We start from the raw sequence: 24,325 nt of genomic DNA on the forward strand, positions 1-24,325 counted from the left end.
GGGTGCTCCTACAGCTGCGGAGGTGGTGGTGGCCGTGGCCAAGCGATACCCAGGTGGTGTAGACCTCATCCACGCTGTGGGAAAATCACGGCGCAGGGCAGGAAACAACAGTGGGGAAGAGTCGTGCAGCGCCGCTATACAGGACTGACCGCGGCGGTGGCCGCACTGAGCATGGCGGCGACGCTGGCCGGCTGCGGAGCCGGCGAGGGCGCCGGGGAGGTGACGCTCAAGCTCGTCGCCGCCGACTACGGCAGCAACGACGCCAACGGCTCCCAGGGGTACTGGGACGGCCTGGCCCGCTCGTTCGAGAAGACACACCCCGGCATCACCGTCGACGTCGACGTCATGTCGTGGAAGGACGTCGACCGGGAAGTCGCCGAGATGGTCAGGAAGGGCGAGGCGCCCGACCTCGCGCAGATCGGCGCCTACGCGGACCACGCCGCCGAGGACCGGCTGTACAAGGCCGACGAACTCCTCCCCATCCCCACCCAGGCCAACTTCCTGCCCCTGCTGGCCCGCGCCGGCCAGGTCGGCCGGTCCCAGTACGGTCTGCCCTTCGCGGCCAGCACCCGCCTGCTCTTCTACAACAAGGGCCTGTTCGAGAAGGCCGGCGCCAAGCCGCCGAAGACCTGGGACGAGATCCGCACGGCCGCCGGGAAGCTCAAGGACGAGGGCGTGAAGTTCCCCTTCGCCCTGCCGCTCGGCTCCGAGGAGTCCCAGGCCGAGACCATGATGTGGATGCTGGCGGGCGGCGGCGGATACCGCGACGTCAGCAACATCTCGTACGACATCGACTCCGCCGAGAACGTCGCCACCTTCACCTGGCTGAAGAACAACCTCGTCGGCAAGGGCCTGACCGGCCCCGTCGCCCCCGCCGAGCTCGACCGGCAGGAGGCGTTCGACGCCTTCGCACAGGGCGACGTCGGCATGCTCAACGGCCACCCCACGCTGATGGACGCCGCCGAGAAGGCCGGCGTGGACGTCGGCATGGTGCCGCTGCCCAGCCCCGACGGCGAGGGGCGGCCGTCGATGGGCGTGGCCGACTGGATGATGGCGTTCAAGCAGAACGGCCACCGCAAGGAGATCGGCGAGTTCCTCACGTACGTCTACGAGGACAAGAACGTGCTCGCCTTCTCCGACCGGTACGACATCCTCCCGGTCACCTCCACCGCCACCGCCACGATGCGCGACGACCCCAGGCACCGGGCGCTGTGGCCGTTCCTGGAGGAGCTGCCCACGTCCGAGCTGTACCCGGTCGGCCACACGTCGTGGGCGAAGGTGAGCGAGAGCGTGAAGAGGAACATCGGCAAGGCCGTCGCGCCGGGCGGCGACCCCGAGGCGGTGCTGGCGGGCATCGCGCGGGACGCCAAGGACGCGGAGGCGGACGAGTGACTATGTTGCTCATATGACCGCTTCTCCCGGCCCGACCGGCCCGACCGGCCCGACCGGCCCGACCGGCCCGACCGGCCCGACCGGCCCGACCGGCGCGGACCTGACCGACCGGGACCGCGCCGTCCTCGCCGTGGAACGGCGCTCCTGGCCCGGTCCCGGCGCCAAGGAACGCGCGATACGCGAGCAGCTGGGTCTGTCGCCCACCCGCTACTACCAGCTGCTCAACGCCCTGCTCGACGACCCGAGGGCCCTCGCCCACGATCCCGTGACCGTCAACCGGCTCCGCCGGTTGCGGGCGTCGCGGGACGCGCGGCGATAGGTGTGCGCGGGCGGGGCCCTGGATAGGTTTCCGACCATGGGCACCCAACCGGAATCCTTGCCGCGTCCCGCCACGCCCGCCGGCCGTGAGGGCCTGGCCGCGTTCCTGGCCCGCCCCGGCCGGGCGGTCGTCGCGCTCGACTTCGACGGCACCCTCGCCGACATCGTGGACGATCCCGAGCAGGCCCGGGCGCACCCCGGCGCCGTCCCCGCCATCGCGGCGCTCGCCCCGCGCGTCGCGTCCGTGGTGGTCATCACCGGCCGGCCGGCCGGGGTGGCCGTGCGGTACGGCGGGTTCGCCGGGGTGCCGGGGCTGGAGCACCTGGTGGTCCTCGGCCACTACGGCGCCGAGCGGTGGGACGCCGTCACCGGCACCGTCCGGGCCGCGCCCGAGCACCCGGGCGTCGCCGCCGTCCGGGCCGAGCTGCCCGGGTTCCTCGACCGGGCGGGCGCCTGGCGCGGCACGTGGATCGAGGAGAAGGGCCGCGCGGTGGCCGTCCACACCCGCCGCGCGGAGGACCCCCAGGCGGCGTTCGACGCCCTGCGCGACCCGCTGGCCGACCTGGCGACCCGGCACGGCCTGGTCCTCGAACCGGGCCGCATGGTCCTGGAACTGCGCCCCCCGGGCGTCGACAAGGGCGTGGCGCTCACCGAGTACGTGCGGGAGACCGGCGCGGAGACGGTCGTGTACGCGGGCGACGACCTGGGCGATCTGCCCGCGTTCGCCGCCGTCGAGAAACTGCGCTCCGACGGGGTGCCCGGCCTGCTGGTGTGCAGCGGCAGCGACGAGGTCGCCGAGGTCGCCCAGCGCGCCGACCTCCAGGTCCCGGGCCCGGCCGGGGTGGCGGGATTCCTGTCCGCCCTGGCCACCGCGACGACCGCCGCCTGAGCCCGGACCCGGCCGGGCCCGGGCTCAGGCCGGGCGCGGCCGGGTCCGGCCCAGGGGTCAGGGGCGCAGGGCGGTGAGCTGGTCGAGGAACCAGCGGGCCGGGGGGAGGGACGTGGCGGCGGAGGCGAGGCGCTTGGTGCGGTCCGCGCGCTCGGCGGGGGGCATGGACAGCGCCTCGTGGAGGGCGTCGGCGGTGCCGGTGACGTCGTACGGGTTGACCGTGATGGCGTCCTCGCGCAGCTCCTCGTAGGCGCCCGCCTCCCGGGACAGCACCAGCGCGCAGCCCGCGTCCGAGACGACCGGGACCTCCTTGGCGACGAGGTTCATGCCGTCCCGGATCGGGTTGACCAGTGCCACGTCCGCCAGGCGGTACGCGGCCAGCGAGCGGGCGAAGTCGTCCTCGACGTGCAGGATCACCGGGGTCCAGCCGTCGCGGCCGTACTCCGCGTTGATCTCGTCCGCGAGACGGGCGACCTGGGCGGTGTACTCGCGGTAGACGGGCAGGTCCTGGCGGGAGGGGTAGGCGAACGCGAGGTGCACGACCCGCTCGTGCCACTCGGGGCGCTCGGCCAGCAGGTGCCGGTAGGCCAGCAGGCCGCGGACGATGTTCTTGGACAGTTCCGTGCGGTCGACGCGGACGATCGTCCTGCGGTCCGGGCCGATCTGCTCGCGCAGCATCGCCATCCGGTCGTCCACGTCCGGGCGCCGCGACCGCTCCCGGAGGAAGTCGCCGTCCGCGCCCAGTCCGTGCACGCCCAGGAGCGTCAGGTGGGGCCGTCCGTGCGCCTGGTACCGCACGCTCGGCGACTGGTCCTTGGGCCAGTGCGTCGTCACGTCCATGTCCCGCAGGGACGTCGTGCAGCAGTCCTGGAACGCCTTCAGCCAGCGCCAGGTCAGGAAGCCGAGCCGGTCCGCGCCGAGCATGCCGAGGAGGAGTTCCTCGGCGATGTCGTCGGGGAGCATGGAGAAGTACTCCGGCGGCGCCCACGGCGTGTGCGAGAAGTGCCCGATGCGCAGGTCGGGGCGGAGCTCGCGGAGCATGCCGGGGACGAGGGCCAGGTGGTAGTCCTGGACGATCACGACGGCGCCGTCCGCCGCCTCTTCGGCGAGCGCCTCGGCGAAGGCCCGGTTGTAGAGGCGGTAGGACGCCCACTGGCGGCGGAACTCCGCGTCGAAGACCGGTTCCAGCGGCGTCTGGTACAGCATGTGGTTCACGAACCACAGCACGGAGTTCGCGATGCCGTTGTACGCGTCCGCGTGCACCGCCGCGTCGATGTCGAGCATCTTCACGCCCGGCTCGGCCGCGACGCCCTGCCGCACCGCCTGCCGGTCGCCGTCGCCCAGCGCCGCGCACACCCACAGGGCGCCCGCGTCCGGCCCGATCGCGGACAGTCCCGACACCAGTCCGCCCCCGCCGCGCCGGGCGTCGAACGTCCCGTCCTCACGTGGTACGTAGCTGACGGGACCGCGGTTCGAGGCGACAAGAATCTGGGCTGCCATGGAGACGAACCTAGCCCGTAGCGGAAACGCTCAAACGTACGGCACTCACGCCACGCGGCGGTGCCGCGCGTACTCGGCCACCTCGATCATCGGCGGGCGTTCCTCGGTGTCGACGTCATGGGTACGCGGGACGAAGCCGTCGTCCCCGCGGTCGAACTGGGTCAGCCGCGGCCGGACCAGGTGCCCGCGCGACAGCCGCAGCTGCGCCGTACGGTAGATCGCCGCCGCCATCCGGCCCAGCGCCCGCTCGTCCTGGTGCCGGTGCTTGCGCACCCCCACGTCCACCTGAGCCAGGGCGTCGAGGCCCACGGTGTGCAGGGCGTCCACCAGGAGGCCGAGCTCCACCCCGTACCCCACCGGGAAGGGGAGCCGCTCCAGCAGGGAGCGCCGCGCCGCGTACTCGCCGCCCAGGGGCTGCACGAAGCCGGCCAGGCGCGGCCAGTGCAGGTTCAGCAGGGGTCGCGCCACCAGCTCGGTCACCCGGCCGCCCTGACCGGGCGAGCCGGCCAGGGGCCGGTCGTACATGGCCTTGACGAACTGGACGGACGGGTCGGTGAGGAGCGGGCCGGCGATCCCGCTGACGAAGTCGGCCGAGAAGTCACGCAGGTCGGCGTCGACGAAGCAGACGACGTCGCCGGTGGTGGCGAGCAGCGAGCGCCACAGCACCTCGCCCTTGCCTGGGACGGCGGGTATGCGGGGGAGTATCGCGTCCCGGTGCACCACGCGCGCCCCGGCCGCGGCGGCGACCTCGGCGGTGCGGTCGGTGGAGCCCGAGTCGATCACCACGAGCTCGTCGACGAGCGGGGCGGAGTCGGACATCAGTTCGCGCCGGATCACGGTGACGATGTCGCCGACGGTGGCCTCCTCGTTCAGCGCCGGCAGGACGACACTGACGGTCGTGCCGTGCTTGGCCGCGAGCAGCCGGTCGAGCGGCCGGTCGGCCACGGACCAGGACCGCCGCTCCAGCCAGCGCTCCACCTCTTCCAGCACGTGATCTCCATCTCGCGTATCGGACGACCGTCTCGAGCGTCCAGGGGTTCGGTTACAGTCTTGAACAACGCGGATGACCGTCGTATGTCGGGTCCGTGTTCACACAATCGAATACCGCTCATCCAGAGGGGCAGAGGGACACGGCCCGTTGAAGCCCCGGCAACCCTCCAGTCGGCACTCGCAACGTCTTGCGCGAGGCCCCGGCTAGGGAAGGTGCCAAATCCGTCTCATGGCGAAGTGCGCCATGAGGAAGATGAGGAGAAAGGGCCTCGCCTCCATGGCTGTACAGACTGTCGCCACCGCCAAGAACGTCGACCTCGGGCCTGCTTCCGCCCTCTCCTGTCGCGAATGCGGCGAGCGTTTCGAGCTCGGTCCCATTTTCGCCTGTGAGCTGTGTTTCGGGCCTCTGGAGATCGCCTACGACCTGCCGGTCGGCGACCCCGAGGCACTCCGCGAGCGCATCGAGGCCGGACCCGCGAACATCTGGCGGTACGCCCCGCTGCTCCCCGTCCCGGCGGACGTGGCCGGCAAGCCGAACCTGAACCCGGGCTGGACCAAGCTCGTCCAGGCCGACAACCTCGCCCGCGAGCTGGGCGTCGAGCCGGGCAGGCTGTTCGTCAAGGACGACTCGGGCAACCCGACGCACTCCTTCAAGGACCGGGTCGTCGCCCAGGCCCTGGAGGCCGCCCGCGCCTTCGGCTTCACCACCCTGTCCTGCTCCTCCACCGGCAACCTGGCGGGCGCCGTGGGCGCCGCCGCCGCCCGCGCCGGCTTCCGGTCCTGCGTGTTCATCCCGCACGACCTGGAGCAGGGCAAGGTCGTCATGGCCGCCGTCTACGGCGGTGACCTCGTCGGCATCGAGGGCACCTACGACGACGTCAACCGCTTCTGCTCCGAGCTCATCGGTGACCCGCTGGGCGAGGGCTGGGGCTTCGTGAACGTCAACCTCCGGCCGTACTACGCCGAGGGTTCCAAGACCCTCGCGTACGAGATCTGCGAGCAGCTGGGCTGGCGGCTGCCCGACCAGTTGGTGATCCCGATCGCGTCCGGCTCGCAGCTGACGAAGATCGACAAGGGGCTCCAGGAGCTCATCAAGCTCGGCCTCGTCGAGGACAGGCCGTACAGGATCTTCGGAGCCCAGGCGGAGGGCTGCTCCCCGGTGTCGGCGGCCTTCAAGGCCGGTCACGACGTCGTACGGCCGCAGAAGCCGAACACCATCGCCAAGTCGCTCGCCATCGGCAACCCGGCCGACGGCCCGTACGTCCTGGACATCGCCCGCCGCACCGGCGGAGCGGTGGAGGACGTGAACGACGAGCAGGTGGTCGACGCGATCAAGCTGCTGGCCCGTACGGAGGGCATCTTCGCCGAGACGGCGGGCGGGGTGACCGTGGGCGTGACGAAGAAGCTGATCGAGGCGGGCGTGCTGGACCCGACGCTGACCACGGTCGTGCTCAACACCGGCGACGGCCTGAAGACCCTCGACGCGGTGGCCCCGACCACCGGCCCGACCGCGACCATCCGCCCGAGCCTGGACGCGTTCCGCGCCGCCGGCCTCGCCTGATCGACCGAAAGGCAGCACACGACATGAGCGTCAACGTCCGCATCCCCACCATCCTCCGCACGTACACGGGTGGCCGGGCCGAGGTCACGGCGGAGGGCGCGACCCTCTCCGAGGTCATCGAGTCGCTGGAGAAGAACCACCCGGGCATCGCCGCCCGCGTCCTGGACGACCAGGGCAAGCTGCGCCGCTTCGTGAACGTGTACGTCAACGACGACGACGTGCGCTTCGAGGACGGTCTGGGGACCGCCACGCCCGACGGCGCCGGCGTGTCGATCATCCCGGCCGTGGCGGGCGGCTGCTGACGTACGCGGTGTGACGGACATTGCCCCCTCCGCGAGAGAAACGGAGGGGGCAATTCTGCATGGTTGAGCGCGGTAGAGTTGGGGAAGTCCCCGCCGTCGCCTGTGCCGGACGCATATGAAAGATTGCGCGGCCGCGACAAGATGCAGTCAATGTACCCCCGCGAGTTGTGTCGTTTGCGCCCTTTGCCGGGCCCGACTTGCCCGGGATTCTGGCCCCTTCGGCCATATTTTCCGTTCACCCGTGCTCGGAATTCTCGTCCGACTGACCTGTTGCAGACGGCAGTTGGGCAGATACATTCAGCGGCGGTCGACGCGTTCCGGCGCACGCCCGCCGGCGCATCCCCAGGCTTCCAGGGCCTGAGGAGCCGCCTGTGGGTGAGGTCTGACCCGGGTCCGCGAAGTGCGGTCCTGTGCAAGGGCCAGTAATAGGGGAGTTAGGCATGGCTCAGGGCACCGTCAAGTGGTTCAACGCGGAGAAGGGGTACGGCTTCATCGCGGTCGACGGTGGTGCGGATGTTTTCGTCCACTACAGCGCGATCCAGATGGACGGCTACCGCACCCTTGAAGAAGGTCAGCGAGTCGAGTTCGAGATCTCGCAGGGCCAGAAGGGTCCGCAGGCGGACATGGTCAAGCTCGCCGCCGGCTGAGAGCCGCGTCGCGATCGACCGACCATCGACTGTCGACATCGCAAGTGCCGAGGGGCTCGCGTTCCAGGGGACGCGGGCCCCTCGCGCGCGTCCGGACGCCGTCCCGGATCGGGGGAGGCGCTTGCACTCGCATGGGTCGAGTGCTAATCATTGGCGTTAGCACTCTGAAGGTGAGAGTGACAACGAAGGACCGGGTCGGTGAGGTCCGCAGGCCGGTGGGGCAAGGAACCACCTCAGGCAGGCAGACCGTCCGTCGCGGGCGCCAGCGCGGTCCGGAGCATCCACCCCAGTCCGGGAGGACCACTTCACATGGCCAAGATCATCGCGTTCGACGAGGAGGCACGGCGCGGCCTCGAGCGCGGCATGAACCAGCTCGCCGACGCCGTCAAGGTGACCCTGGGCCCCAAGGGTCGCAACGTCGTCCTCGAGAAGAAGTGGGGCGCCCCCACGATCACCAACGATGGTGTTTCCATCGCCAAGGAGATCGAGCTCGAGGACCCGTACGAGAAGATCGGCGCCGAGCTGGTCAAGGAAGTCGCCAAGAAGACGGACGACGTCGCCGGTGACGGTACGACCACCGCCACCGTCCTCGCCCAGGCGCTCGTCCGCGAGGGTCTGCGCAACGTCGCCGCCGGCGCCAACCCGATGGCCCTGAAGCGCGGCATCGAGACCGCCGTCGAGGCCGTCTCCGGCGCGCTGCTGGAGCAGGCGAAGGATGTCGAGACCAAGGAGCAGATCGCTTCCACGGCCTCCATCTCCGCCGCCGACACCCAGATCGGCGAGCTCATCGCCGAGGCGATGGACAAGGTCGGCAAGGAAGGCGTCATCACCGTCGAGGAGTCCCAGACCTTCGGTCTGGAGCTGGAGCTCACCGAGGGTATGCGCTTCGACAAGGGCTACATCTCGGCGTACTTCGCCACCGACATGGAGCGTATGGAGGCGTCGCTCGACGACCCGTACATCCTGATCGTCAACTCGAAGATCTCCTCGGTGAAGGACCTGCTCCCGCTGCTGGAGAAGGTCATGCAGTCCGGCAAGCCGCTGCTGATCATCGCCGAGGACGTCGAGGGCGAGGCCCTGTCGACCCTGGTCGTCAACAAGATCCGCGGCACCTTCAAGTCCGTCGCCGTCAAGGCCCCGGGCTTCGGCGACCGCCGCAAGGCCATGCTGAACGACATCGCCATCCTCACCGGTGGCCAGGTCATCTCCGAGGAGGTCGGCCTCAAGCTCGAGAACGCCGGCCTGGACCTGCTGGGCCGCGCCCGCAAGGTCGTCATCACCAAGGACGAGACCACCATCGTCGACGGTGCCGGTGACAGCGACCAGGTCGCGGGCCGCGTCAACCAGATCCGTGCCGAGATCGAGAACTCGGACTCGGACTACGACCGCGAGAAGCTCCAGGAGCGCCTGGCGAAGCTGGCCGGCGGCGTGGCCGTCATCAAGGCCGGTGCCGCCACCGAGGTCGAGCTCAAGGAGCGCAAGCACCGCATCGAGGACGCGGTGCGCAACGCCAAGGCCGCCGTCGAGGAGGGCATCGTCGCCGGTGGTGGCGTGGCCCTGCTCCAGGCGTCCAGCGTCTTCGAGAAGCTGGAGCTCGACGGTGACGAGGCGACCGGCGCGAACATCGTGCGCCTGGCGCTCGAGGCCCCGCTGAAGCAGATCGCCGTCAACGGTGGTCTCGAGGGTGGCGTCATCGTCGAGAAGGTGCGCAACCTGCCCGTCGGCCACGGCCTGAACGCCGCGACCGGCGAGTACGTCGACATGATCGCCGAGGGCATCATCGACCCCGCCAAGGTGACCCGTTCCGCTCTGCAGAACGCGGCCTCCATCGCGGCGCTGTTCCTCACCACCGAGGCCGTCATCGCCGACAAGCCGGAGAAGGCCGCGGCCGGTGCTCCGGGCGGCATGCCGGGCGGTGACATGGACTTCTGATCCTCGCGGATCGGACACAGTCCTTTCGTTCCGAGGGCGGTACCCCCACTCCCAGGGGGGTACCGCCCTCGGGCGTTCCCGGCGGGCCGTCGTCCGGCGCCCGTCACCCCGTCGCGGTCACGCGGTCCAGCAGCGCGTCGACCCCGGCGGACAGCTCCGTCTCGCCGCCGCGGCCGGCCAGGGACGGGGCGCTCGCCCGCAGCAGGGGGAAGTCCCCGGCGGGCAGGCGGTGCAGCCCCAGCCGCAGCTCGGGGTCCGCCTCCTCGGGCGCGTCGGCCATGGCGCGCAGGTCCACCAGCAGGTAGCCGAGGAGCCAGGCGGTGAACGCCCGGTGCGCGGCCGTCGCGGTGGCCGCGTCCAGCCCGCCCTCGTGCAGCAGCCGCAGGATCCGCTCGTCGACGCGCAGCACGGCGGCCGGGCGGCGGGCCAGGGGCACGCTCAGCATCCGGGTGGCGAGCAGCGGCACCACCTCGGGGTGGCGCAGCCCGACGGCGTGGACGGCGCCGGCGACGCGCCGGAGCCCCTGGCGCCAGGAGGACGCCCCGGAGTCCCCCTGGGGCGCGAGGCGCTCCTCCACCTCCTGGTACAGCGCCTCGACCAGCCCGTCGAGCAGGGCGCTCTTGCCCGGGAGGTAGCGGTACAGCGACATGGCCTCCACACCGAGCTCGCTGCCCAGGCGCCGCATGCTGAGCGCCGAGAGGCCCTCCGCGTCCACCACGCCGAGGGCGGCCACCAGCACGCGCTCCCGCGAGAGCTTCCCGTGCCTGCCGCGGTCGCTCGCGCGCCGTCCGGCCGGATCCCCAGGGGCCACGGCGCTCACCGTTCCGTTCCGTCGAGTCGGTCGTCCCCGACACATATGCCCCCGGCACCCGAGCCGTCGGTACACCCGTACGTGTAGGGCGGGAGCACGCCCGGTGGCGTGCGCGCCGGTGCGGGTCGGCGGCCCGCCGGACCTACGCTGGGACCATGGCCGTCGACGTCCTGACCGAGACCGTCATCGACGCCCCGTGCGCCACCGTCGCCGCGTACGCCGCCGATCCGTCGAACGCGCCCGAGTGGTACGCCAACATCGTCTCCGTCGAGTGGGAGACGGCGTCCGGGGTCGAGGTCGGCGCCCGGGCCGCGTTCGTGGCCCGCTTCCTGGGGCGGCGGCTCGTCCACACGTACGAAATCGTCGCCCACGAGCCCGGCCGGTGCCTGGTGATGCGCGCGGACCAGGGGACGTTCCCGATGGAGACGACGTACACCTGGGAGCCCTACGAAGAGGACGCCTCCCGCACCCGTATGACCCTGCGCAACCGGGGCGGAGGCGGCAGCCGCGTCCTGGCCGCCGCGATGCGCCGAGCCAACCGCAAGGACCTCGCGCTGCTGCGGCACCTGATGGAGACGCGGTACGGCCCCGGAGCCCTGTGAGCCCCGGGGCCGCGCGTCGCGCCTATCGCTTGAGGCCCGCTACGAACGCGGACCAGGAGGCGGCCCGGAACACGAGCTTCGGGCCGGTGGGGTTCTTGGAGTCACGGACGGGGACGATGTCCGGGTGTCCGTCGGCGACTTCGAGGCAGTCACCGCCGCTGCCGCCACTGTGGGTGGACTTGCGCCACGTGGCGACTTCGAGGCAGTTGCCGCCGCTGCCGTCGCTGTAGCTCGACTTGCGCCACTCAAGGATGTCGATCTTCATGGGCGTAATCCTCCGCCACTGAGGTGATCAGGGCCAGGGATTCTCTGGGTGACAGTGCGCCGGCCCCGAGCAGATCGTAGGACAGTTCGTAGTGCTTGACCGTGGCGGGATCGTCGTGCAACTGTCCTGCGCCCGGGCCCTCTAGGTATGCGAGCGGCGGGGCGTCGTCGAAGGCCATCAGCTTGAGGGCGCCGCCCATGGAGCTGTGCGCCCCTGCCTCAAACGGCAGGACCTGGACGATGATCCGGTGCGCGCGCCCCAACCGGGCGATGTGTTGGAGCGCCTCCGCCATCACCGCCGGGCCGCCCACCCTCCGGCGCAGGACGGCCTCGTCCAGGACCGCCCACAACAGCGGCTTCGTCGGATCGGCGAGGATGCGCGCGCGGGCCAGTCGCGCCTCGACCAGGCCGTCGATGACGTCCTCCGTCGCGGTCGGCCGGTAGGCGCGGAAGACCTCCCGCGCGTACGCCTCGGTCTGGAGCACGCCCGGGATCAGCAGCGGGGCGTACTCCTTGATCGCCGTGGCGACCGCTTCCGCCTCCGCCGCCTCCGCGAAGTGGTCCGGATACCGCGACCTGTTGGCGGCCTCGCAGTTCCGCTGAAAGAACCCGTTCGTGCCCAGTATGGCGTCGATCCTGGCCGCGATCTCCGGCTGCATCCGGCGTGTGCCCGCCTCCAGCTGGCCGATGAACGAGCCGCTCACGAAGAGCTTCTCGCCCAGGGCGTCCTGGCTGAGGCCGGCGTTCTCGCGGGCATGGCGCAGCTCGGCGCCGAGCAGTGCCCTGGGTGAGGAGGACGGGTCGAGATCCTTCGGACCGGGCATGTGTCAACTCCCGTTAGCACAGATGGGGTTGTTGGGCCGCCTTTGTGTTCAGACTAGCCGTGAATCGACCACGCTGTGTACAGAACCCGAACACTCAGCGTGGAGGTGCCTGGTCGTGGGGATGCTGTCCGTGGAGCAAGTGGTGAACCAGCTACGGGACGAGCTCGGCAGAGTCGGCGTCGTCCTGCCGTCCCTGCGGGTGGACCCGGTGACGGCCGCGAGCGAGCTGCCGCACCCGCTGGTGGAGCTGGGCCGGTGCAACGTGGACACCGCGATGCGCCTGGTCGCCGCGCTGCACGAGGTGCGGCGATGAGCGCCCCCGAGTACGTGATCGACGGCCGCGACGGGCGGATCGGCGAGGTCATGGGCCGGGTCGGCGGCTATGTACAGCTGCGCCCGCCGGGCGGCGGGCGGGAGTGGGACTGCCCGGCCGACGATCTGACGCCCGCGCCACCGGGCGAGGTGCTGCGCGCACGCGTTCGGGAGTTGAACCAGAGGGGACGCCTGCCATGAATAAGTCGGAAGAACTGGGGCAGTTGTGAAACGCAACCGCCGGCTGTGGTGATCGGCACCGGCCGCGACCAGGACACGGAGAGCGCCGGGCAGGTGGACCTGCCCGGTGACGGCGGGGCGGGCGGTCCGGAGGGCCACGGGTCCGCGGGGGCGGGCACCCAGCTCGGCGAGCCGGCCCTTCTCATGCGACTCTCACCGGGGCCTCAACCCGCCATCACGCACGGTCCCTAGCTTTCCGGTCATGTTCTTCACCTACCTCCGGCGCGAGTTGCGCCGTCGACACAAGGCGGCGCTGGTCGTCGCCTCGGGGCTGGCCCTCGGGATCGCGCTGGTCATCGTGGTCGACTCGGTCACGGCCGGGATGAACCGGGCCCAGGGCAAGGTGCTGGAGTCGCTGTACGGGCTCGGCACCGACATGACGGTCACCAAGGAGCCGTCGCCGCCCGGGGAGGGCGACGCCGTCCGGCGGCCCCGGTTCCGGTTCGACGCCGGGGAGGACGCGCAGGGGGAACGGCAGAGCCAGGACGTCGTCATGGTGCAGGGCTTCGAGACGCTCGCCGCCTCGACCGTCGCGCAGGTGGCCCGGCAGGACGGCGTCGCGGAGGCCGTCGGCGGGCTGAACGCCCGGGTGATGAAGGTCGACGGGCGGTTCGAGCGCGGTGAGGTGCGACCCGCGGAGCCCGGTGGGGGCCCGGGGCGGGGCGGGGCCGATGTGCGCGGCGGCGGCGCTGACTTCGGGGTCGACTCGTACACCGTGTACGGCACGGACGTCGCCCATCAGGGGCTCGGGCCGCTGACGTCCTCGAAGATCACCGCCGGGCGTACGTTCAGGGCGGCCGAGACGGCCGCCAAGGTGGCCGTCGTCGACAGCGCCCACGCCAAGGAACAGGGGCTGGCCGTCGGCGAGAGGCTCACCGTCTCGGGCACCGCGTACACCGTCGTCGGTATCGCGACCGCCGACAGCGGGGACGCCGCCGCGGACGTCTACCTGCCGCTCGCCGAGGCGCAGACCCTCGCCGACGCGAAGGGCCGGGTGACGACCGTCTACGTCCGGGCGACCGACTCGCAGCGGATCGACCAGGTCAAGGGCGCGATCGGCGAGAACGTGCCGGGCACCACCGTCACCACGTCCGCCGACCTCGCCGCCACCGTCTCCGGGTCCCTGTCCACCGCTTCCGGGCTGGCGGAGGGCGTCGGGAAATGGCTGTCGATCGTGGTCCTGGGGGCGGCGTTCGCCGTCGCGGGGCTGCTGACGTCGGCGGCGGTCGGCAGGCGGGTGCGCGAGTTCGGCACCCTCAAGGCGCTGGGGTGGAGGAGCGGGCGCGTCACCCGGCAGGTGGCCGGTGAGGCGCTGGTGCACGGGCTGATCGGCGGCGTGCTCGGGATCGGCGCGGGGCTGGCCGGGGCGTGGGCCGTCACGGCGTTCAGCCCGACGCTCACCGCCGAGCCGGGCGGCGGCGCCGGTGGCGGCGCACCGCGGTTCGCGGGCGGGGCCGGCGGTGGCGGGCCGGTGGACCGGGCGGCGTCGCGGGCGCTGGACATCGCCCTCACCGCGCCGGTCTCCCTCACCACCATCGGGCTCGCCGTGGCCCTGGCCGTCGCGGGCGGCCTGGTGGCGGGCGGGTTCGGCGGCTGGCGGGCCTCCCGGCTGCGGCCGGCGGACGCGCTGCGCCGCGTCGAGTGACCCGCACCCGTCACCCGTACCCCTACCCGTACCGCACCCGCACCCGTCCCGTTCCCGCACCCCTCCCTACGTACGACTGGAGTCGACAGCACATGTACCAGCTCAGCGGTGTCACCAAGCGCTATTGGCGCGGCAAGGAGACCGTCCAGGCCCTCGACGGGGTGGACCTGATCATCGAGGACGGCGGGCGGCTGGTCATCCAGGGCCCGACCGGCGGCGGCAAGTCCACGCTGTTGCAGATGCTCGGCGGCCTGGACCGGCCGACGGCGGGCAGCGTGGTCCTCGACGGCACCGACCTGGCGACGCTGCCGGAGGCGCGGCTGACGCGCGTGCGGGCGGAGAAGATCGGGTTCGTGTTCCAGGGCTTCAACCTGGTGCCGACGCTCTCCGCCCAGGAGAACGTGGAGACCGCCCTCGTACCGCTCGGGCTGCGGGCTCCCGAGCGGCGCGAGAGGGCGGCGGAGGCGCTGGTGTCGGTGGGCCTCGGGGAGCGACGCGGCCATCTGCCCGGCGAGCTGTCGGGAGGGCAGCAGCAGCGGGTGGCGATAGCGCGGGCGCTGGTGAAGCGGCCGGCCGTGCTGCTGGCGGACGAGCCGACCGGGAACCTGGACGAGTCGATGCGCGACGAGATCATGGACCTGCTGGAAGGGCTGTGGGAGGAGAACGGGCTGACGTTCGTGATGGTCACCCACGACACGGCGCTGGCGCGGCGCGCGCCCCGGCTCGCCACGATCCGCCGGGGCCGGGTCACGATCAAGGAGCAGGTGGTGGGCTGAGCAGCGGTTTGCCGATGCCGAACAGGTACGTGGCGGCGAACCCGGCCGCGTACCCGGTCAGCAGCCCGCCCGCGTAGACGGCGACCGTGGTCACGGACAGCCCGTGCTCACCGCTGAGCAGCGGGAACAGGGCCCAGCCGGAGGGGCCGATGGCCGTCGAGCCGACCGGGGCGCCGAGCATGTGGAACAGCCCGACGAACCCGCCGCCGAGCGCCCCGCCGACGCAGGCCGTGACGAACGGCCGCCCGAGCGGCAGTGAGACGCCGTAGATCAGCGGCTCGCCCACGCCGAGGAGCCCGGCGGGCATCGCGGACCGGATGGTGCGGCGCAGGTCGGTGCGGTGGCGCAGGCGCACGTAGACGGCGGCGGCGGCGCCGACCTGGCCCGCGCCGGCCATCGCGAGCATGGGCAGGAGCACGGTGTGGCCCTGCTGCTCGATCAGGGTGGTGTGGATCGGAATGAGGGCCTGGTGCAGTCCGAGCATGACGAGGGGGAGGAACAGCCCGCCCAGGACGAGCCCGGCGACCGCCCCCGCGTGGCCGAGGAGCCAGTCGGCGGCCACCCCGATGCCGGTGGACACCTCGCCGGCGACGAACATCAGGCCGTAGACGGTGACCAGCCCGGCGACGAGCACGGTGAGCGTGGGGGTGACCAGCACGTCGAGGGCCTCGGGCACGTGGCGGCGGCACCACTTCTCCACCCGGACGGCGAGCACGGCGGCGGCCAGGGCGCCCAGGACGCCGCCCTGGCCGGGGGAGAGCTGCTGGCCGAAGACCTCGACCTTGGCGACGCCCGCGTACACGACGATCGCGGCGACCGCGCCGCCGAGTACCGGGGTACCGCCGAACTCCTTGGCCGTGTTGAGGCCGACGAACACGGCGATCAGCGCCATGAAGCCGGAGGCGACGGCGGCGAGGGCGGGGGTGACGGCGGGGAGCCAGCCCAGGTTGAGGAGCAGGCCGTTGAGGCCGGCGATGATGCCGCAGCCGATGAGGGCGGGGATCAGGGGCACGAAGATGTTCGCGATCCGGCGGAGGAGGACCTTGCCGGGGGTGGCGTTCCGCTCCTTCCGCGCGGCTTTGATCGCCGCCCCCCGGTCCTGGAGGAGGAGGGCCTCGAACTCGGGGGTGACGCGGGCGACGGTGCCGGGGCCGAGCACGATCTGGTAGGTCGTGTCGTCCTCGACGACGCCGAGCACGGCGGGGTGCGCCGTGAGGGCCTCGTCCTGGACCAGCGCCCGGTCGCGCAGGCCGAGACGCAGGCGGGTCATGCAGTGGGCGACGGAGGTGATGTTGCCGGCGCCGCCGACGAGGGGGAGGAGGGCCCGGGCGGTCGTGCGGGGGTCGGGGGAGGGTGCGGGTGTGGGCGCGGCTGCGGTCATGCGCGGATGGTGCCAGGGGGCGGGGCCCCGGGCGGTGGGTGCGCGCCGGTGGGCGGCCGGTGCCCGCCTATTGGTCGAGTGCCGCGCGCAGCCGGCCGCCGGTCTTGGCGAGGAGCTGGTGCGCCGTGTCGGCGTCCACGCCGGCGAGGAGGGCGAGGATGGCGGGCTTGACCTCGCCGTCCGTGGCGGTGAGGGCCGTCTCGATGTCGGTGTCGGAGGCGCCGGTGGCGAGGGAGACGATGCGGCGGGAGCGGGCGCGGAGCTTGTCGTTGGTGGCGCGGACGTCGACCATCAGGTTCCCGTACGTCTTGCCGAGCCGGATCATCGTGATCGTCGAGATCATGTTGAGGACGAGCTTCTGCGCGGTGCCCGCCTTGAGGCGGGTGGAGCCGGTGACCAGTTCGGGGCCGACGACGACCTCGATGGCGTGTTCGGCGGCGGCGGTGAGGGCGCTGCCCGTGTTGCAGGACAGGCCGATCGTCAGGGCCCCGGCCTCGCGGGCGTGTTCGACGGCTGCGAGGGCGTAGGGGGTGCGGCCGGAGGCGGAGACCCCGACGACGGTGTCGTCGGAGGTGAGGGACAGCGCGTCGAGGTCGGCGGTCGCCAGCGCGCGCGAGTCCTCGGCGCCTTCGACGGCCTCAAGGAGGGCGGTCGGCCCGCCCGCGATCAGGCCGACGACCTGGCCCGGGGCGGTGTTGAAGGTGGGCGGGCACTCGCTGGCGTCCAGGACGCCGAGCCGTCCGGCGGTGCCCGCGCCGGCGTAGACGAGACGCCCGCCGCGCGCCATGCGTTCGGCGGTGGCGTCGATGGCGGCGGCGATGCGGGGCAGCTGGCCGGCGACGGCGGCGGGGACGGACTGGTCCTCGGTGTTCATCAGGCGGGCGATCTCGGCGGTCGGGAGGCGGTCGATGTCCGCGAGCTCCGGGCGGAAGGCTTCCGTGGTGAGGGTGGACAGTTCCGAGGGGTTCATGCGTACGCGCTCTTTCGGGCGAGTGGGGCGGGTGGGGCGGGTAGGGCGAACAGGGCTTCCCGGGTGACCGGGCGGGGCCGGGGTGACCGGGCGGGCAGGGCGGTGATCAGCGGGTGCGGGGCGAGTGGCGGTGCGCGAGGGCCTCGTAGGAGGCGGAGAGCGCGGGGGCGGCCGTCTCGTACGTACGCTGCGTGACCCCGGTGAACAGGCAGTCGACGACGAGGAGCTGGCTGGTGCGGGAGGACATGGCGGCGGGCCGCAGTTCGCTCTCGCGGGCCGTGGACGTGGTGAGTATGTGGTCGGCGTACTGCGAGACCGGGCCGTCCGGGCGGCCGGTGATCGCGACGGTGGTGGCGCCGTGGTCGAAGGCGGCGCGCAGCGGTTCTATGACGTCTCCGGTGGAGCCCGAGTGGGTGATGGCGATGGCGACGTCGCCGGCGCGGAGCTGGACGGCGTTGGTGACGGCGAGGTGCGGGTCGCTGTGGGCGTGCGCGACCAGCCCGATGCGCAGCAGCTTCTGGGCGAGGTCCTGGGCGACGAGGCCGGAGGCGCCGACGCCGTAGATGTCGGTGCGGCGGGCGGCGGCCAGCGCGGTGACGGCGGCGCCGAGCTGGACGGTGTCCAGTCCCGCCGCGGTGTCGGCGAGGGTCTGCTGCTCGTCGTGGGCGAGCTTGGCGACGACGTCCGCTATCGGGTCGTCCACCGCGATGTCGGCGGTGACGGAGGGCGCCCGGCCGGACTGCTGGTGCGCCGCGAGCCCGGCGAGGGCGAGGCGCAGGTCGCGGTAGCCCGGGTAGCCGAGGAGGCGGGCGGTGCGGACGACGGTCGCCTCGCTGGTGCCGGTGAGCTCGGCGAGGCCGGTGACGGTGAGGGCGGCGCAGCCGGCGGGGTCCGTGGCGACGGCCTCGGCGACGCGCTGCATGGAGCGGGTCATGGAGGGGGCGAGGGTGCGGACCTTGGCGGCGAGGGCGGCGGGCGCGGGGGCGGCCTCCCCGCCCGGTCTGCCCTTCCCCCTGTTGCTGAAAATTTCCTTCACGTCATTGGTCACACCTGAAAGGTATTTTCAGCCCCTGGGGCCGTCAACCCCTCCGGACCTGGGGTGACAATGGCTGCATGGACGCCCTGGACCCCCTTGAGCAGGCCCTGCACGCCGCGCGGGCACTGGTCCTCGCCGACCTGATGGCGCGGAACGTCGCGGAGGCCGAGGTGGTCTCGCTCGTGGAGGACGCGGTGACGCACCGCCGCTGGTGGGTCGAGCAGTGGCCGGAAGGCGTCGGGTACGTCGCCGGGCTGGTCGCCCAGGACGTGCAGGACGCCCTGCTGGAGCGGTACGGGCGCTGGCCGCTGTGCCCGGTGTGCAGCTCCGGCGACCCGCACGCGCTGGACGTCGAGCCCGAGCTGGGGCCGGACCCGCACTGGGTGTGCGGCAAGGCCGGGGTGCGGGTGGCGCGGGTCGGCGGGCTCACATGACGGTGTACATCGACCCGCCGAACTGGCCGGGCCACGGCCGCATGTGGTCCCACATGGTCAGTGACGCGTCGTACGACGAACTCCACGCCTTCGCGGCCCGGATCGGCGCCCCGCCGCGCGCCTTCGACCGCGACCACTACGACGTGCCGTCCGAGCGGTACGCGGACGCGGTGGCGGCGGGCGCGGTCGAGGTGGGCTCCAAGGAGCTGGTCCGCCGGCTCACGGAGTCGGGCCTGCGCCGGCCGAAGCGCCGGCCCGCCGGCTGACGGCGGTACCGCCGCGGGCCGTACCGCTGAGGGTCGTACCGCGCGCCGCCCCGGCGACGCCGTCCTACGTTCCCGAGCTCTCCAGCAGCTTCAGCTCCGTGCTGAGGTTCTGGCGGGCGCGCTCCTCCCACATCCGTGCGCCGTGCGGCGTACGGAACAGGCACGGCAGCCCCAGCAGCTGCCGCAGCACCGCCGCGCGGCCCTCGCGGAACGCGTCGTCCGGTACGAAGCCGTACTCCTCGCGGACGGCGGCGGCGTAGGCGGCGTACGCGTCGGGCGCGGCGGCCAGGATCGCGAGGTCCGCGTCGCACAGCACTTCGCCGTCGCGGTCGCCGTCCGCCGGGTCGTGGGTGACCGTGAGCCGGACCAGGCGGGCGACCTCCGCCGTACGGGCCGCGTCGATGCCCAGCTCGGGCAGGGCCCGCTCGGCGAGCCGGGCGCTGCGCTCCTCGTTGGTGGAGCGGTCGGGGAGGTAGACGGCGTCGTGGAACCAGGCGGCGAGCCGTACGACGTCGGGGTCGTCCGCGTGGTCGGCCAGCTCGTCGACGCGGTCGAGGACGGCGACGAGGTGGTCGGTGGTGTGGTACCGCCGCTGCGGCTCGGCCCAGCGGGCGAGCAGGGCGTCGGCGTACCGGTCGGCATGCTCGGCACCGCCCACGGCCGCCGCCCAGCGGTGGCGGAGGTCGGCGTGGGCGGGGTGCTCGGGGAGGGGCGCCATGGGGTCATTGTGCCGGGTGCGACCCGCCGCCGGGGCGGGCCGTGCGGGGCCGGCCGGGGGCATGGCCGATCTCCTGGCCCACCCGTCGTACGCGCCGCTCCGGGCCCGCCTCCCCGCCCCGGCACCGGCCCGCCCGTCCGGCTCGGCGCCCCCGGGGCACCGGACCGGGTGGGCCCGGAGAACCGGGCGCGCCCGGTCCGGCGGCGCGGGGCGCGGGTCCCCGGAGCCGGGCGCGGGCCCGGGTTACGGCTGGACGTCGGGCCCGGCCCCGGCGTCGATCGCCGTGCGCCAGGAGCGGACCGCCGTCGGGGAGACCGGGGCGGTCCAGCCGGACGGGCGGGCGGCGCCGCCGATGTGGAAGGCGGTGACGCCCCCCGCGAGGAGCGTGGGGAGGTGGTCGAGCCGCAGGCCGCCCCCCACCAGGAGCAGGGGCTCGTAGCCCGGCTCGCCGCGCCGGGCGGCGCCGGCCTCGGCCAGCAGGGTCGGCAGGCCCTCGTCGACACCGGCCGCCGAGCCCGCCGTGAGGTAGGTGTCCAGACCGGGGAGGTCCGCGAGCTGCTTGCGTGCCGCGTCCCGGTCGGCGGCCCGGTCCAGCGCGCGGTGGAACGTCCAGCGGCAGCCCTCCAGCTCGGCCACCAGCCGCTCGACGGTCACCAGGTCCACATGGTCCGCCGCGTCGAGGAAGCCGAGGACGAACTCGTCGGCGCCCTCCTCGCGCAGCTCCCGTGCCACCCGCACCAGCGCGTCGACGTCGCCCGCGGCGAACCCGTCCGTCAGGCGCAGCATCACGCGCAGCGGGATGTCCACGGCGGCGCGGATCCGGCCGTAGGTCTCGCGGGACGGGGTGAGCCCGTCCGCCGCGATGTCCGTGACCAGTTCGAGGCGGTCCGCTCCTCCGGCCTGCGCGGCGATCGCGTCCTCCGCGTCGAGGGCGATCACCTCCAGGACTGCACGGTTGCTCACTGCCGGCTCCATTCGCTACAGGTCTAGTCCAATGGCCACCCTAGTGCGCGTGCACGGTGAAGGCAGCCGTACGCACCTTCCCGTCGTGCTTGAAGTCGAGGAAGAGCCGGTACGCGCCCGCGCTCGGCGCCGTCGCCGTGAAGGAGACCTCGGGCCCGGCGGGCCCCTCGTGCGGGTGGACGTGCAGGTAGGCGAGGTCTCCGGCGCGCAGCGCGACCAGGTGGCCGTACGCGCCCAGGTAGGGCTGGAGGTCGGTGACCGGCCGGCCGCCCCGGCTGACGCGCAGGGTCAGCTCGCTCGCCCGGCCGGGCGCGGGCGCCCCCGCCAGCTCGACGCGGTAACCGTCGACCTCGGCGACGCGGCCGGCCGCGGGCAGCGCCGCCGGGCGGTACGCCCCGGACACCGCCAGGTCCGCCCCCAGCGTCAGCGCCTCGCCGCCCGCGGGCGTGAAGTCGGCGAACGCCCGGTAGTCCCCCGCCTCGGGCAGCTCGACCGGCGTGGACCAGGTGCCGTCGGCGCCCCGCACCGGATGCAGGTGCCGGTAGACGGTCAGGTCCCGCGAGGCGAGGACGAGGTGCAGTTCCTTGCCGTGCTCCCGTTCGTACGCCGTGACCGGCCGCCCGTGGGCGTCCGTGATGCGGAACCGCAGCTCGCCGGGGGTCCCGGCCGCGAGCGCGGAGGGCTGGAGGGCGAGGGTGTGGCCGCCCTCCGAGATCTGGAGCCCGCCGGGCGCCCGCCGCGCGGCGGCCTTGTCGTGCTCGCCGTGCGGGGTGGCCGGCGTCTCGTGCTCCTCCTCGCCGTGCGGCGTGTCGTGCCGCTCGGCCGGGCGCTCCTCCGCCGCCACGACCGGGCCGACGCCCTTGCCGACGCCGTACGCCGTGCCGAAGGTCGCGGCCAGTGCCGCGGCGAATGCGCTGATCTTCATTCCGGTGTTCATGGCGACTCCTGACGACGCGTGGTCCGTTGCCGCCCACAATACCCCTGGGGGGTATCAAGTCAAGGGCGGTGATCGCTTGCGCCCCAGTACCCCCCAGGGGTATACATGTCCCCATCGGAAAGGCATACCCTGTCGGGGTATCAATCGGCGAGGAGCAGCACTCATGAGCACCCCCACGACGACGACACCCGGCCCCGCCGCCGAGGTCGAGCTCGCGATCGGCGGCATGACCTGCGCCTCCTGCGCGGCTCGCGTCGAGAAGAAGCTCAACCGGATGGACGGCGTCACCGCGACCGTCAACTACGCCACCGAGAAGGCGAGGGTCACGTACGCCGGCGGGGTGCGGGTCGCCGACCTCATCGCCACCGTCGAGGCGACCGGATACACCGCCCAGGAGCCGGCGCCACCCGGACCGGAGGACCGTCAGGAGGGGCCGGCCGACGAGCTGCGCCCGCTGCGGCAGCGCCTGATCACGGCCGTCGTCCTCTCCGTACCCGTCATCGCGATGGCGATGGTCCCGGCCCTCCAGATCGAGTTCTGGCAGTGGCTCTCCCTCACCCTCGCCGCACCCGTCGTCACCTACGCCGCCTGGCCGTTCCACCGCGCCGCCTGGACCAACGCGCGGCACGGCGCCGCCACGATGGACACCCTCATCTCGGTCGGCACGTCGGCCGCGTTCCTGTGGTCGCTGTGGGCGCTGTTCTTCGGCACGGCCGGTACGCCCGGCATGACGCACCCCTTCGAGTTCACGATCGCCCGCACCGACGGCGCCGGGAACATCTACCTGGAGGCGGCGGCCGGTGTCACCGCCTTCATCCTGGCCGGCCGCTACTTCGAGGCGCGCTCCAAGCGCAAGGCGGGCGCGGCGCTGAAGGCGCTGCTGGAGCTGGGCGCCAAGGACGTCACCGTCCTGCGCGGCGGCCGCGAGGTCCTCGTCCCGACCGCCGAACTGCGGGTGGGCGACCGCTTCCTCGTCCGGCCCGGCGAGAAGATCGCCACGGACGGCAGGGTCGTCGAGGGCACCTCAGCCGTGGACGCCTCCATGCTCACGGGCGAGTCCGTGCCGGTCGAGGTGGGCACCGGCGACCCGGTCACCGGCGCCACCCTCAACGCGGGCGGCCGGCTGGTCGTCGAGGCCACCCGGATCGGCGCCGACACCCAGCTGGCCCGCATGGCGAAGCTCGTGGAGGACGCCCAGAACGGCAAGGCCGCCGCGCAGCGCCTCGCCGACCGGATCTCCGCCGTCTTCGTGCCCGTCGTCATCGGCCTCGCGCTCGCCACGCTCGGCTTCTGGCTCGGCAACGGGGCGGGCCTGACCGCCGCGTTCACCGCCGCCGTCGCCGTACTGATCATCGCCTGCCCGTGCGCGCTCGGCCTGGCGACCCCGACGGCCCTCATGGTCGGTACGGGCCGCGGCGCGCAGCTCGGCATTCTGATCAAGGGCCCGGAGGTCCTGGAGACCACCCGCAGGGTCGACACGATCGTCCTCGACAAGACCGGCACCGTCACCACCGGCCGGATGACCCTGATCGGGGTGCACACCGCCGAAGGCACCGACGAGCGGGACGTCCTGCGCCTGGCCGGCGCCCTGGAGCACGCCTCCGAGCACCCCATCGCCAAGGCGGTGGCCACCGGGGCGGCCGAGCGCGTCGGCACGCTCCCCACCCCCGAGGACTTCGCCGGCATCGCGGGCCTCGGCGTCCAGGGAGTGGTCGACGGCCACGCGGTGCTCGTCGGCCGCGAGAAGCTGCTGGCCGACTGGTCGATGCGGCTGCCCGCCGCGCTGGAGCGCGCCAGGCGTGAGGCCGAGGCGGCCGGCCGGACCGCCGTCGCCGTCGCCTGGGACGGAGAGGCCCGCGCGGTCCTGGAGGTCGCGGACGCGGTCAAGGACACCAGCGCCGAGGCGATCACACGCCTGCGGGCCCTGGGCCTCACGCCGATCCTGCTCACCGGCGACAACCGGGCCGTCGCCGAGACGGTCGCCGCCGAGGTCGGCATCGACGAGGTGTACGCGGAGGTCATGCCCGAGGACAAGGTCGACGTGGTCAAGCGCCTCCAGGCCGAGGGCCGGTCGGTCGCCATGGTCGGCGACGGCGTCAACGACGCGGCGGCCCTCGCCCAGGCCGACCTGGGGCTGGCCATGGGCACCGGCACGGACGCCGCGATCGAGGCGGGCGACCTGACGCTCGTACGCGGCGACCTGCGCGCCGCCGCCGACGCGATCCGCCTCTCGCGCCGCACCCTCGCCACGATCAAGGGCAACCTGTTCTGGGCGTTCGCCTACAACGTCGCCGCCCTGCCGCTCGCCGCGGCCGGCCTGCTGAACCCCATGATCGCGGGCGCGGCCATGGCGTTCTCGTCGGTTTTCGTGGTCGGCAACAGCCTCCGGCTGCGGGGCTTCAAGCCGGCGGCCTGACGCCCCCCGCCCGGCTCGCGCTGCCCGGCTCCTGCCGGTGGGCGGGGGCGGGTGCCCGGCCCTGCGGCGGGGGGTGCTCGGACTCTCGCTTCGCTCGTCCTACGTCCGAGCACCCCCCGCCTCCGGCCCCGCCACCCTCACGCGCACGCATGTGCCCCGGGGCCTCGGGTCCGCCACGGAGCCGACCTCACGGCAACCG

Annotated in this window: 26 protein-coding genes and 1 riboswitch; of the genes, 15 read left to right on the forward strand and 11 right to left on the reverse strand. The window is 73.0% G+C overall.

Going from position 1 to position 24,325, the window contains the following annotated elements; genetic code table 11:
• The first annotated feature begins 171 nt into the window (after positions 1-171).
• From IE109_RS09020 to otsB, 3 genes are read left to right on the forward strand one after another with little or no spacing between them, the layout of a single operon-like run.
• Entirely contained in the window at positions 172-1,392 is a 1,221-nt protein-coding gene (locus IE109_RS09020; RefSeq protein WP_229890868.1) for an extracellular solute-binding protein, read from the forward strand.
• 13 nt (positions 1,393-1,405) lie between these two features.
• Entirely contained in the window at positions 1,406-1,711 is a 306-nt protein-coding gene (locus IE109_RS09025; RefSeq protein ID WP_268251464.1) for a DUF3263 domain-containing protein, read from the forward strand.
• Between the two features lie 36 nt (positions 1,712-1,747).
• Positions 1,748-2,599: a trehalose-phosphatase gene (gene otsB, locus IE109_RS09030; protein ID WP_189550256.1), complete on the forward strand. Its 852-nt coding sequence runs from the start codon at positions 1,748-1,750 to the stop codon at positions 2,597-2,599.
• Between the two features lie 57 nt (positions 2,600-2,656).
• On the opposite strand, the gene IE109_RS09035 is transcribed toward otsB, so the two are convergent.
• Entirely contained in the window at positions 2,657-4,099 is a 1,443-nt protein-coding gene (locus IE109_RS09035; RefSeq protein ID WP_189550257.1) for an alpha,alpha-trehalose-phosphate synthase (UDP-forming), read from the reverse strand.
• A 45-nt stretch (positions 4,100-4,144) separates the two neighbouring features.
• On the reverse strand, positions 4,145-5,089 hold the full coding sequence (locus IE109_RS09040; protein WP_189550258.1) for a glucosyl-3-phosphoglycerate synthase: 945 nt from the start codon (positions 5,087-5,089) through the stop codon (positions 4,145-4,147).
• 115 nt (positions 5,090-5,204) lie between these two features.
• Positions 5,205-5,349, forward strand: a riboswitch (SAM riboswitch).
• Between IE109_RS09040 and thrC the strand changes: the two genes are divergently transcribed.
• From thrC to groL, 4 genes are all read left to right on the forward strand, one after another.
• The gene (gene thrC, locus IE109_RS09045) at positions 5,334-6,650 is read left to right on the forward strand and encodes a threonine synthase (protein WP_189550259.1); all 1,317 of its coding nucleotides are present in this window, start codon (positions 5,334-5,336) and stop codon (positions 6,648-6,650) included. (Overlaps the previous riboswitch by 16 nt.)
• 23 nt (positions 6,651-6,673) lie before the next feature.
• Complete coding sequence (locus IE109_RS09050) at positions 6,674-6,952, forward strand: ubiquitin-like small modifier protein 1 (protein WP_189550260.1); 279 nt, start codon at positions 6,674-6,676, stop codon at positions 6,950-6,952.
• A gap of 440 nt (positions 6,953-7,392) precedes the next feature.
• Positions 7,393-7,599, forward strand: a complete 207-nt coding sequence (locus tag IE109_RS09055; RefSeq protein ID WP_008743607.1) for a cold-shock protein — start codon at positions 7,393-7,395, stop codon at positions 7,597-7,599.
• Between the two features lie 309 nt (positions 7,600-7,908).
• A complete protein-coding gene (gene groL, locus IE109_RS09060; RefSeq protein WP_189550261.1) occupies positions 7,909-9,531 on the forward strand; it encodes a chaperonin GroEL in 1,623 nt (540 codons plus the stop codon).
• A gap of 103 nt (positions 9,532-9,634) precedes the next feature.
• Here groL and IE109_RS09065 read toward each other — a convergent pair whose 3' ends face one another.
• Positions 9,635-10,387 carry a TetR/AcrR family transcriptional regulator gene (locus tag IE109_RS09065; protein ID WP_189550262.1) on the reverse strand — a complete coding sequence of 251 codons (753 nt, stop codon included), beginning with the start codon at positions 10,385-10,387 and terminating at the stop codon, positions 9,635-9,637.
• Positions 10,388-10,497: 110 nt separating this feature from the next.
• Between IE109_RS09065 and IE109_RS09070 the strand changes: the two genes are divergently transcribed.
• A complete protein-coding gene (locus tag IE109_RS09070) occupies positions 10,498-10,944 on the forward strand; it encodes an SRPBCC family protein (protein WP_189550263.1) in 447 nt (148 codons plus the stop codon).
• A 22-nt stretch (positions 10,945-10,966) separates the two neighbouring features.
• Here IE109_RS09070 and IE109_RS09075 read toward each other — a convergent pair whose 3' ends face one another.
• Complete coding sequence (locus tag IE109_RS09075) at positions 10,967-11,209, reverse strand: DUF397 domain-containing protein (RefSeq protein WP_189550264.1); 243 nt, start codon at positions 11,207-11,209, stop codon at positions 10,967-10,969.
• A complete protein-coding gene (locus tag IE109_RS09080; RefSeq protein WP_189550265.1) occupies positions 11,190-12,032 on the reverse strand; it encodes a helix-turn-helix domain-containing protein in 843 nt (280 codons plus the stop codon). The genes IE109_RS09075 and IE109_RS09080 overlap by 20 nt, the downstream gene beginning before the upstream one ends.
• A 121-nt stretch (positions 12,033-12,153) precedes the next feature.
• On the opposite strand from IE109_RS09080, the gene IE109_RS09085 reads away from it, so the two are divergent.
• The 4 genes from IE109_RS09085 (at position 12,154) to IE109_RS09100 (ending at position 15,005) form a co-directional block, all read left to right on the forward strand.
• Positions 12,154-12,345: a hypothetical protein gene (locus tag IE109_RS09085; RefSeq protein WP_189550558.1), complete on the forward strand. Its 192-nt coding sequence runs from the start codon at positions 12,154-12,156 to the stop codon at positions 12,343-12,345.
• A complete protein-coding gene (locus tag IE109_RS09090) occupies positions 12,342-12,545 on the forward strand; it encodes a hypothetical protein (protein WP_189550266.1) in 204 nt (67 codons plus the stop codon). Before IE109_RS09085 ends, IE109_RS09090 begins: the two co-directional genes overlap by 4 nt.
• Positions 12,546-12,786: 241 nt before the next feature.
• The gene (locus IE109_RS09095; RefSeq protein ID WP_189550267.1) at positions 12,787-14,229 is read left to right on the forward strand and encodes an ABC transporter permease; all 1,443 of its coding nucleotides are present in this window, start codon (positions 12,787-12,789) and stop codon (positions 14,227-14,229) included.
• Between the two features lie 92 nt (positions 14,230-14,321).
• Complete coding sequence (locus IE109_RS09100) at positions 14,322-15,005, forward strand: ABC transporter ATP-binding protein (RefSeq protein ID WP_189550268.1); 684 nt, start codon at positions 14,322-14,324, stop codon at positions 15,003-15,005.
• Here the strand turns inward: IE109_RS09100 and IE109_RS09105 are convergent.
• The 3 genes from IE109_RS09105 to IE109_RS09115 form a co-directional block, all read right to left on the reverse strand.
• Complete coding sequence (locus IE109_RS09105) at positions 14,983-16,386, reverse strand: PTS transporter subunit EIIC (RefSeq protein WP_189550269.1); 1,404 nt, start codon at positions 16,384-16,386, stop codon at positions 14,983-14,985. The two genes, IE109_RS09100 and IE109_RS09105, sit on opposite strands and share 23 nt — an antisense overlap.
• A gap of 67 nt (positions 16,387-16,453) precedes the next feature.
• The gene (gene murQ, locus IE109_RS09110; protein WP_189550270.1) at positions 16,454-17,356 is read right to left on the reverse strand and encodes an N-acetylmuramic acid 6-phosphate etherase; all 903 of its coding nucleotides are present in this window, start codon (positions 17,354-17,356) and stop codon (positions 16,454-16,456) included.
• A 106-nt stretch (positions 17,357-17,462) separates the two neighbouring features.
• Positions 17,463-18,404, reverse strand: a complete 942-nt coding sequence (locus tag IE109_RS09115) for a MurR/RpiR family transcriptional regulator (protein WP_189550271.1) — start codon at positions 18,402-18,404, stop codon at positions 17,463-17,465.
• 65 nt (positions 18,405-18,469) lie between these two features.
• On the opposite strand from IE109_RS09115, the gene IE109_RS09120 reads away from it, so the two are divergent.
• Positions 18,470-18,826 carry a DUF8819 family protein gene (locus IE109_RS09120; RefSeq protein WP_189550272.1) on the forward strand — a complete coding sequence of 119 codons (357 nt, stop codon included), beginning with the start codon at positions 18,470-18,472 and terminating at the stop codon, positions 18,824-18,826.
• The gene (locus IE109_RS09125) at positions 18,823-19,092 is read left to right on the forward strand and encodes a DUF4031 domain-containing protein (protein WP_189550273.1); all 270 of its coding nucleotides are present in this window, start codon (positions 18,823-18,825) and stop codon (positions 19,090-19,092) included. The genes IE109_RS09120 and IE109_RS09125 overlap by 4 nt, the downstream gene beginning before the upstream one ends.
• 64 nt (positions 19,093-19,156) lie before the next feature.
• Here the strand turns inward: IE109_RS09125 and IE109_RS09130 are convergent, their stop codons facing one another.
• The 3 genes from IE109_RS09130 to IE109_RS09140 all read right to left on the reverse strand — a co-directional run bounded on the left by IE109_RS09130 (position 19,157) and on the right by IE109_RS09140 (position 21,710).
• On the reverse strand, positions 19,157-19,810 hold the full coding sequence (locus IE109_RS09130) for an HD domain-containing protein (RefSeq protein ID WP_189550274.1): 654 nt from the start codon (positions 19,808-19,810) through the stop codon (positions 19,157-19,159).
• Between the two features lie 243 nt (positions 19,811-20,053).
• Positions 20,054-20,773 (reverse strand): copper homeostasis protein CutC, encoded by a 720-nt coding sequence (locus IE109_RS09135; protein WP_189550275.1) that lies wholly within the window; start codon positions 20,771-20,773, stop codon positions 20,054-20,056.
• A 40-nt stretch (positions 20,774-20,813) separates the two neighbouring features.
• Positions 20,814-21,710: a DUF8832 domain-containing protein gene (locus IE109_RS09140; RefSeq protein ID WP_189550276.1), complete on the reverse strand. Its 897-nt coding sequence runs from the start codon at positions 21,708-21,710 to the stop codon at positions 20,814-20,816.
• A gap of 163 nt (positions 21,711-21,873) precedes the next feature.
• Here IE109_RS09140 and IE109_RS09145 point away from each other — a divergent pair, with 163 nt between their 5' ends.
• Positions 21,874-24,126: a heavy metal translocating P-type ATPase gene (locus IE109_RS09145; RefSeq protein ID WP_189550277.1), complete on the forward strand. Its 2,253-nt coding sequence runs from the start codon at positions 21,874-21,876 to the stop codon at positions 24,124-24,126.
• The last annotated feature ends 199 nt before the right edge of the window (positions 24,127-24,325 follow it).

It is taken from the genome of Streptomyces lavendofoliae (genome assembly GCF_014649735.1).
Classification (GTDB): Bacteria; Actinomycetota; Actinomycetes; order Streptomycetales; family Streptomycetaceae; genus Streptomyces; species Streptomyces lavendofoliae.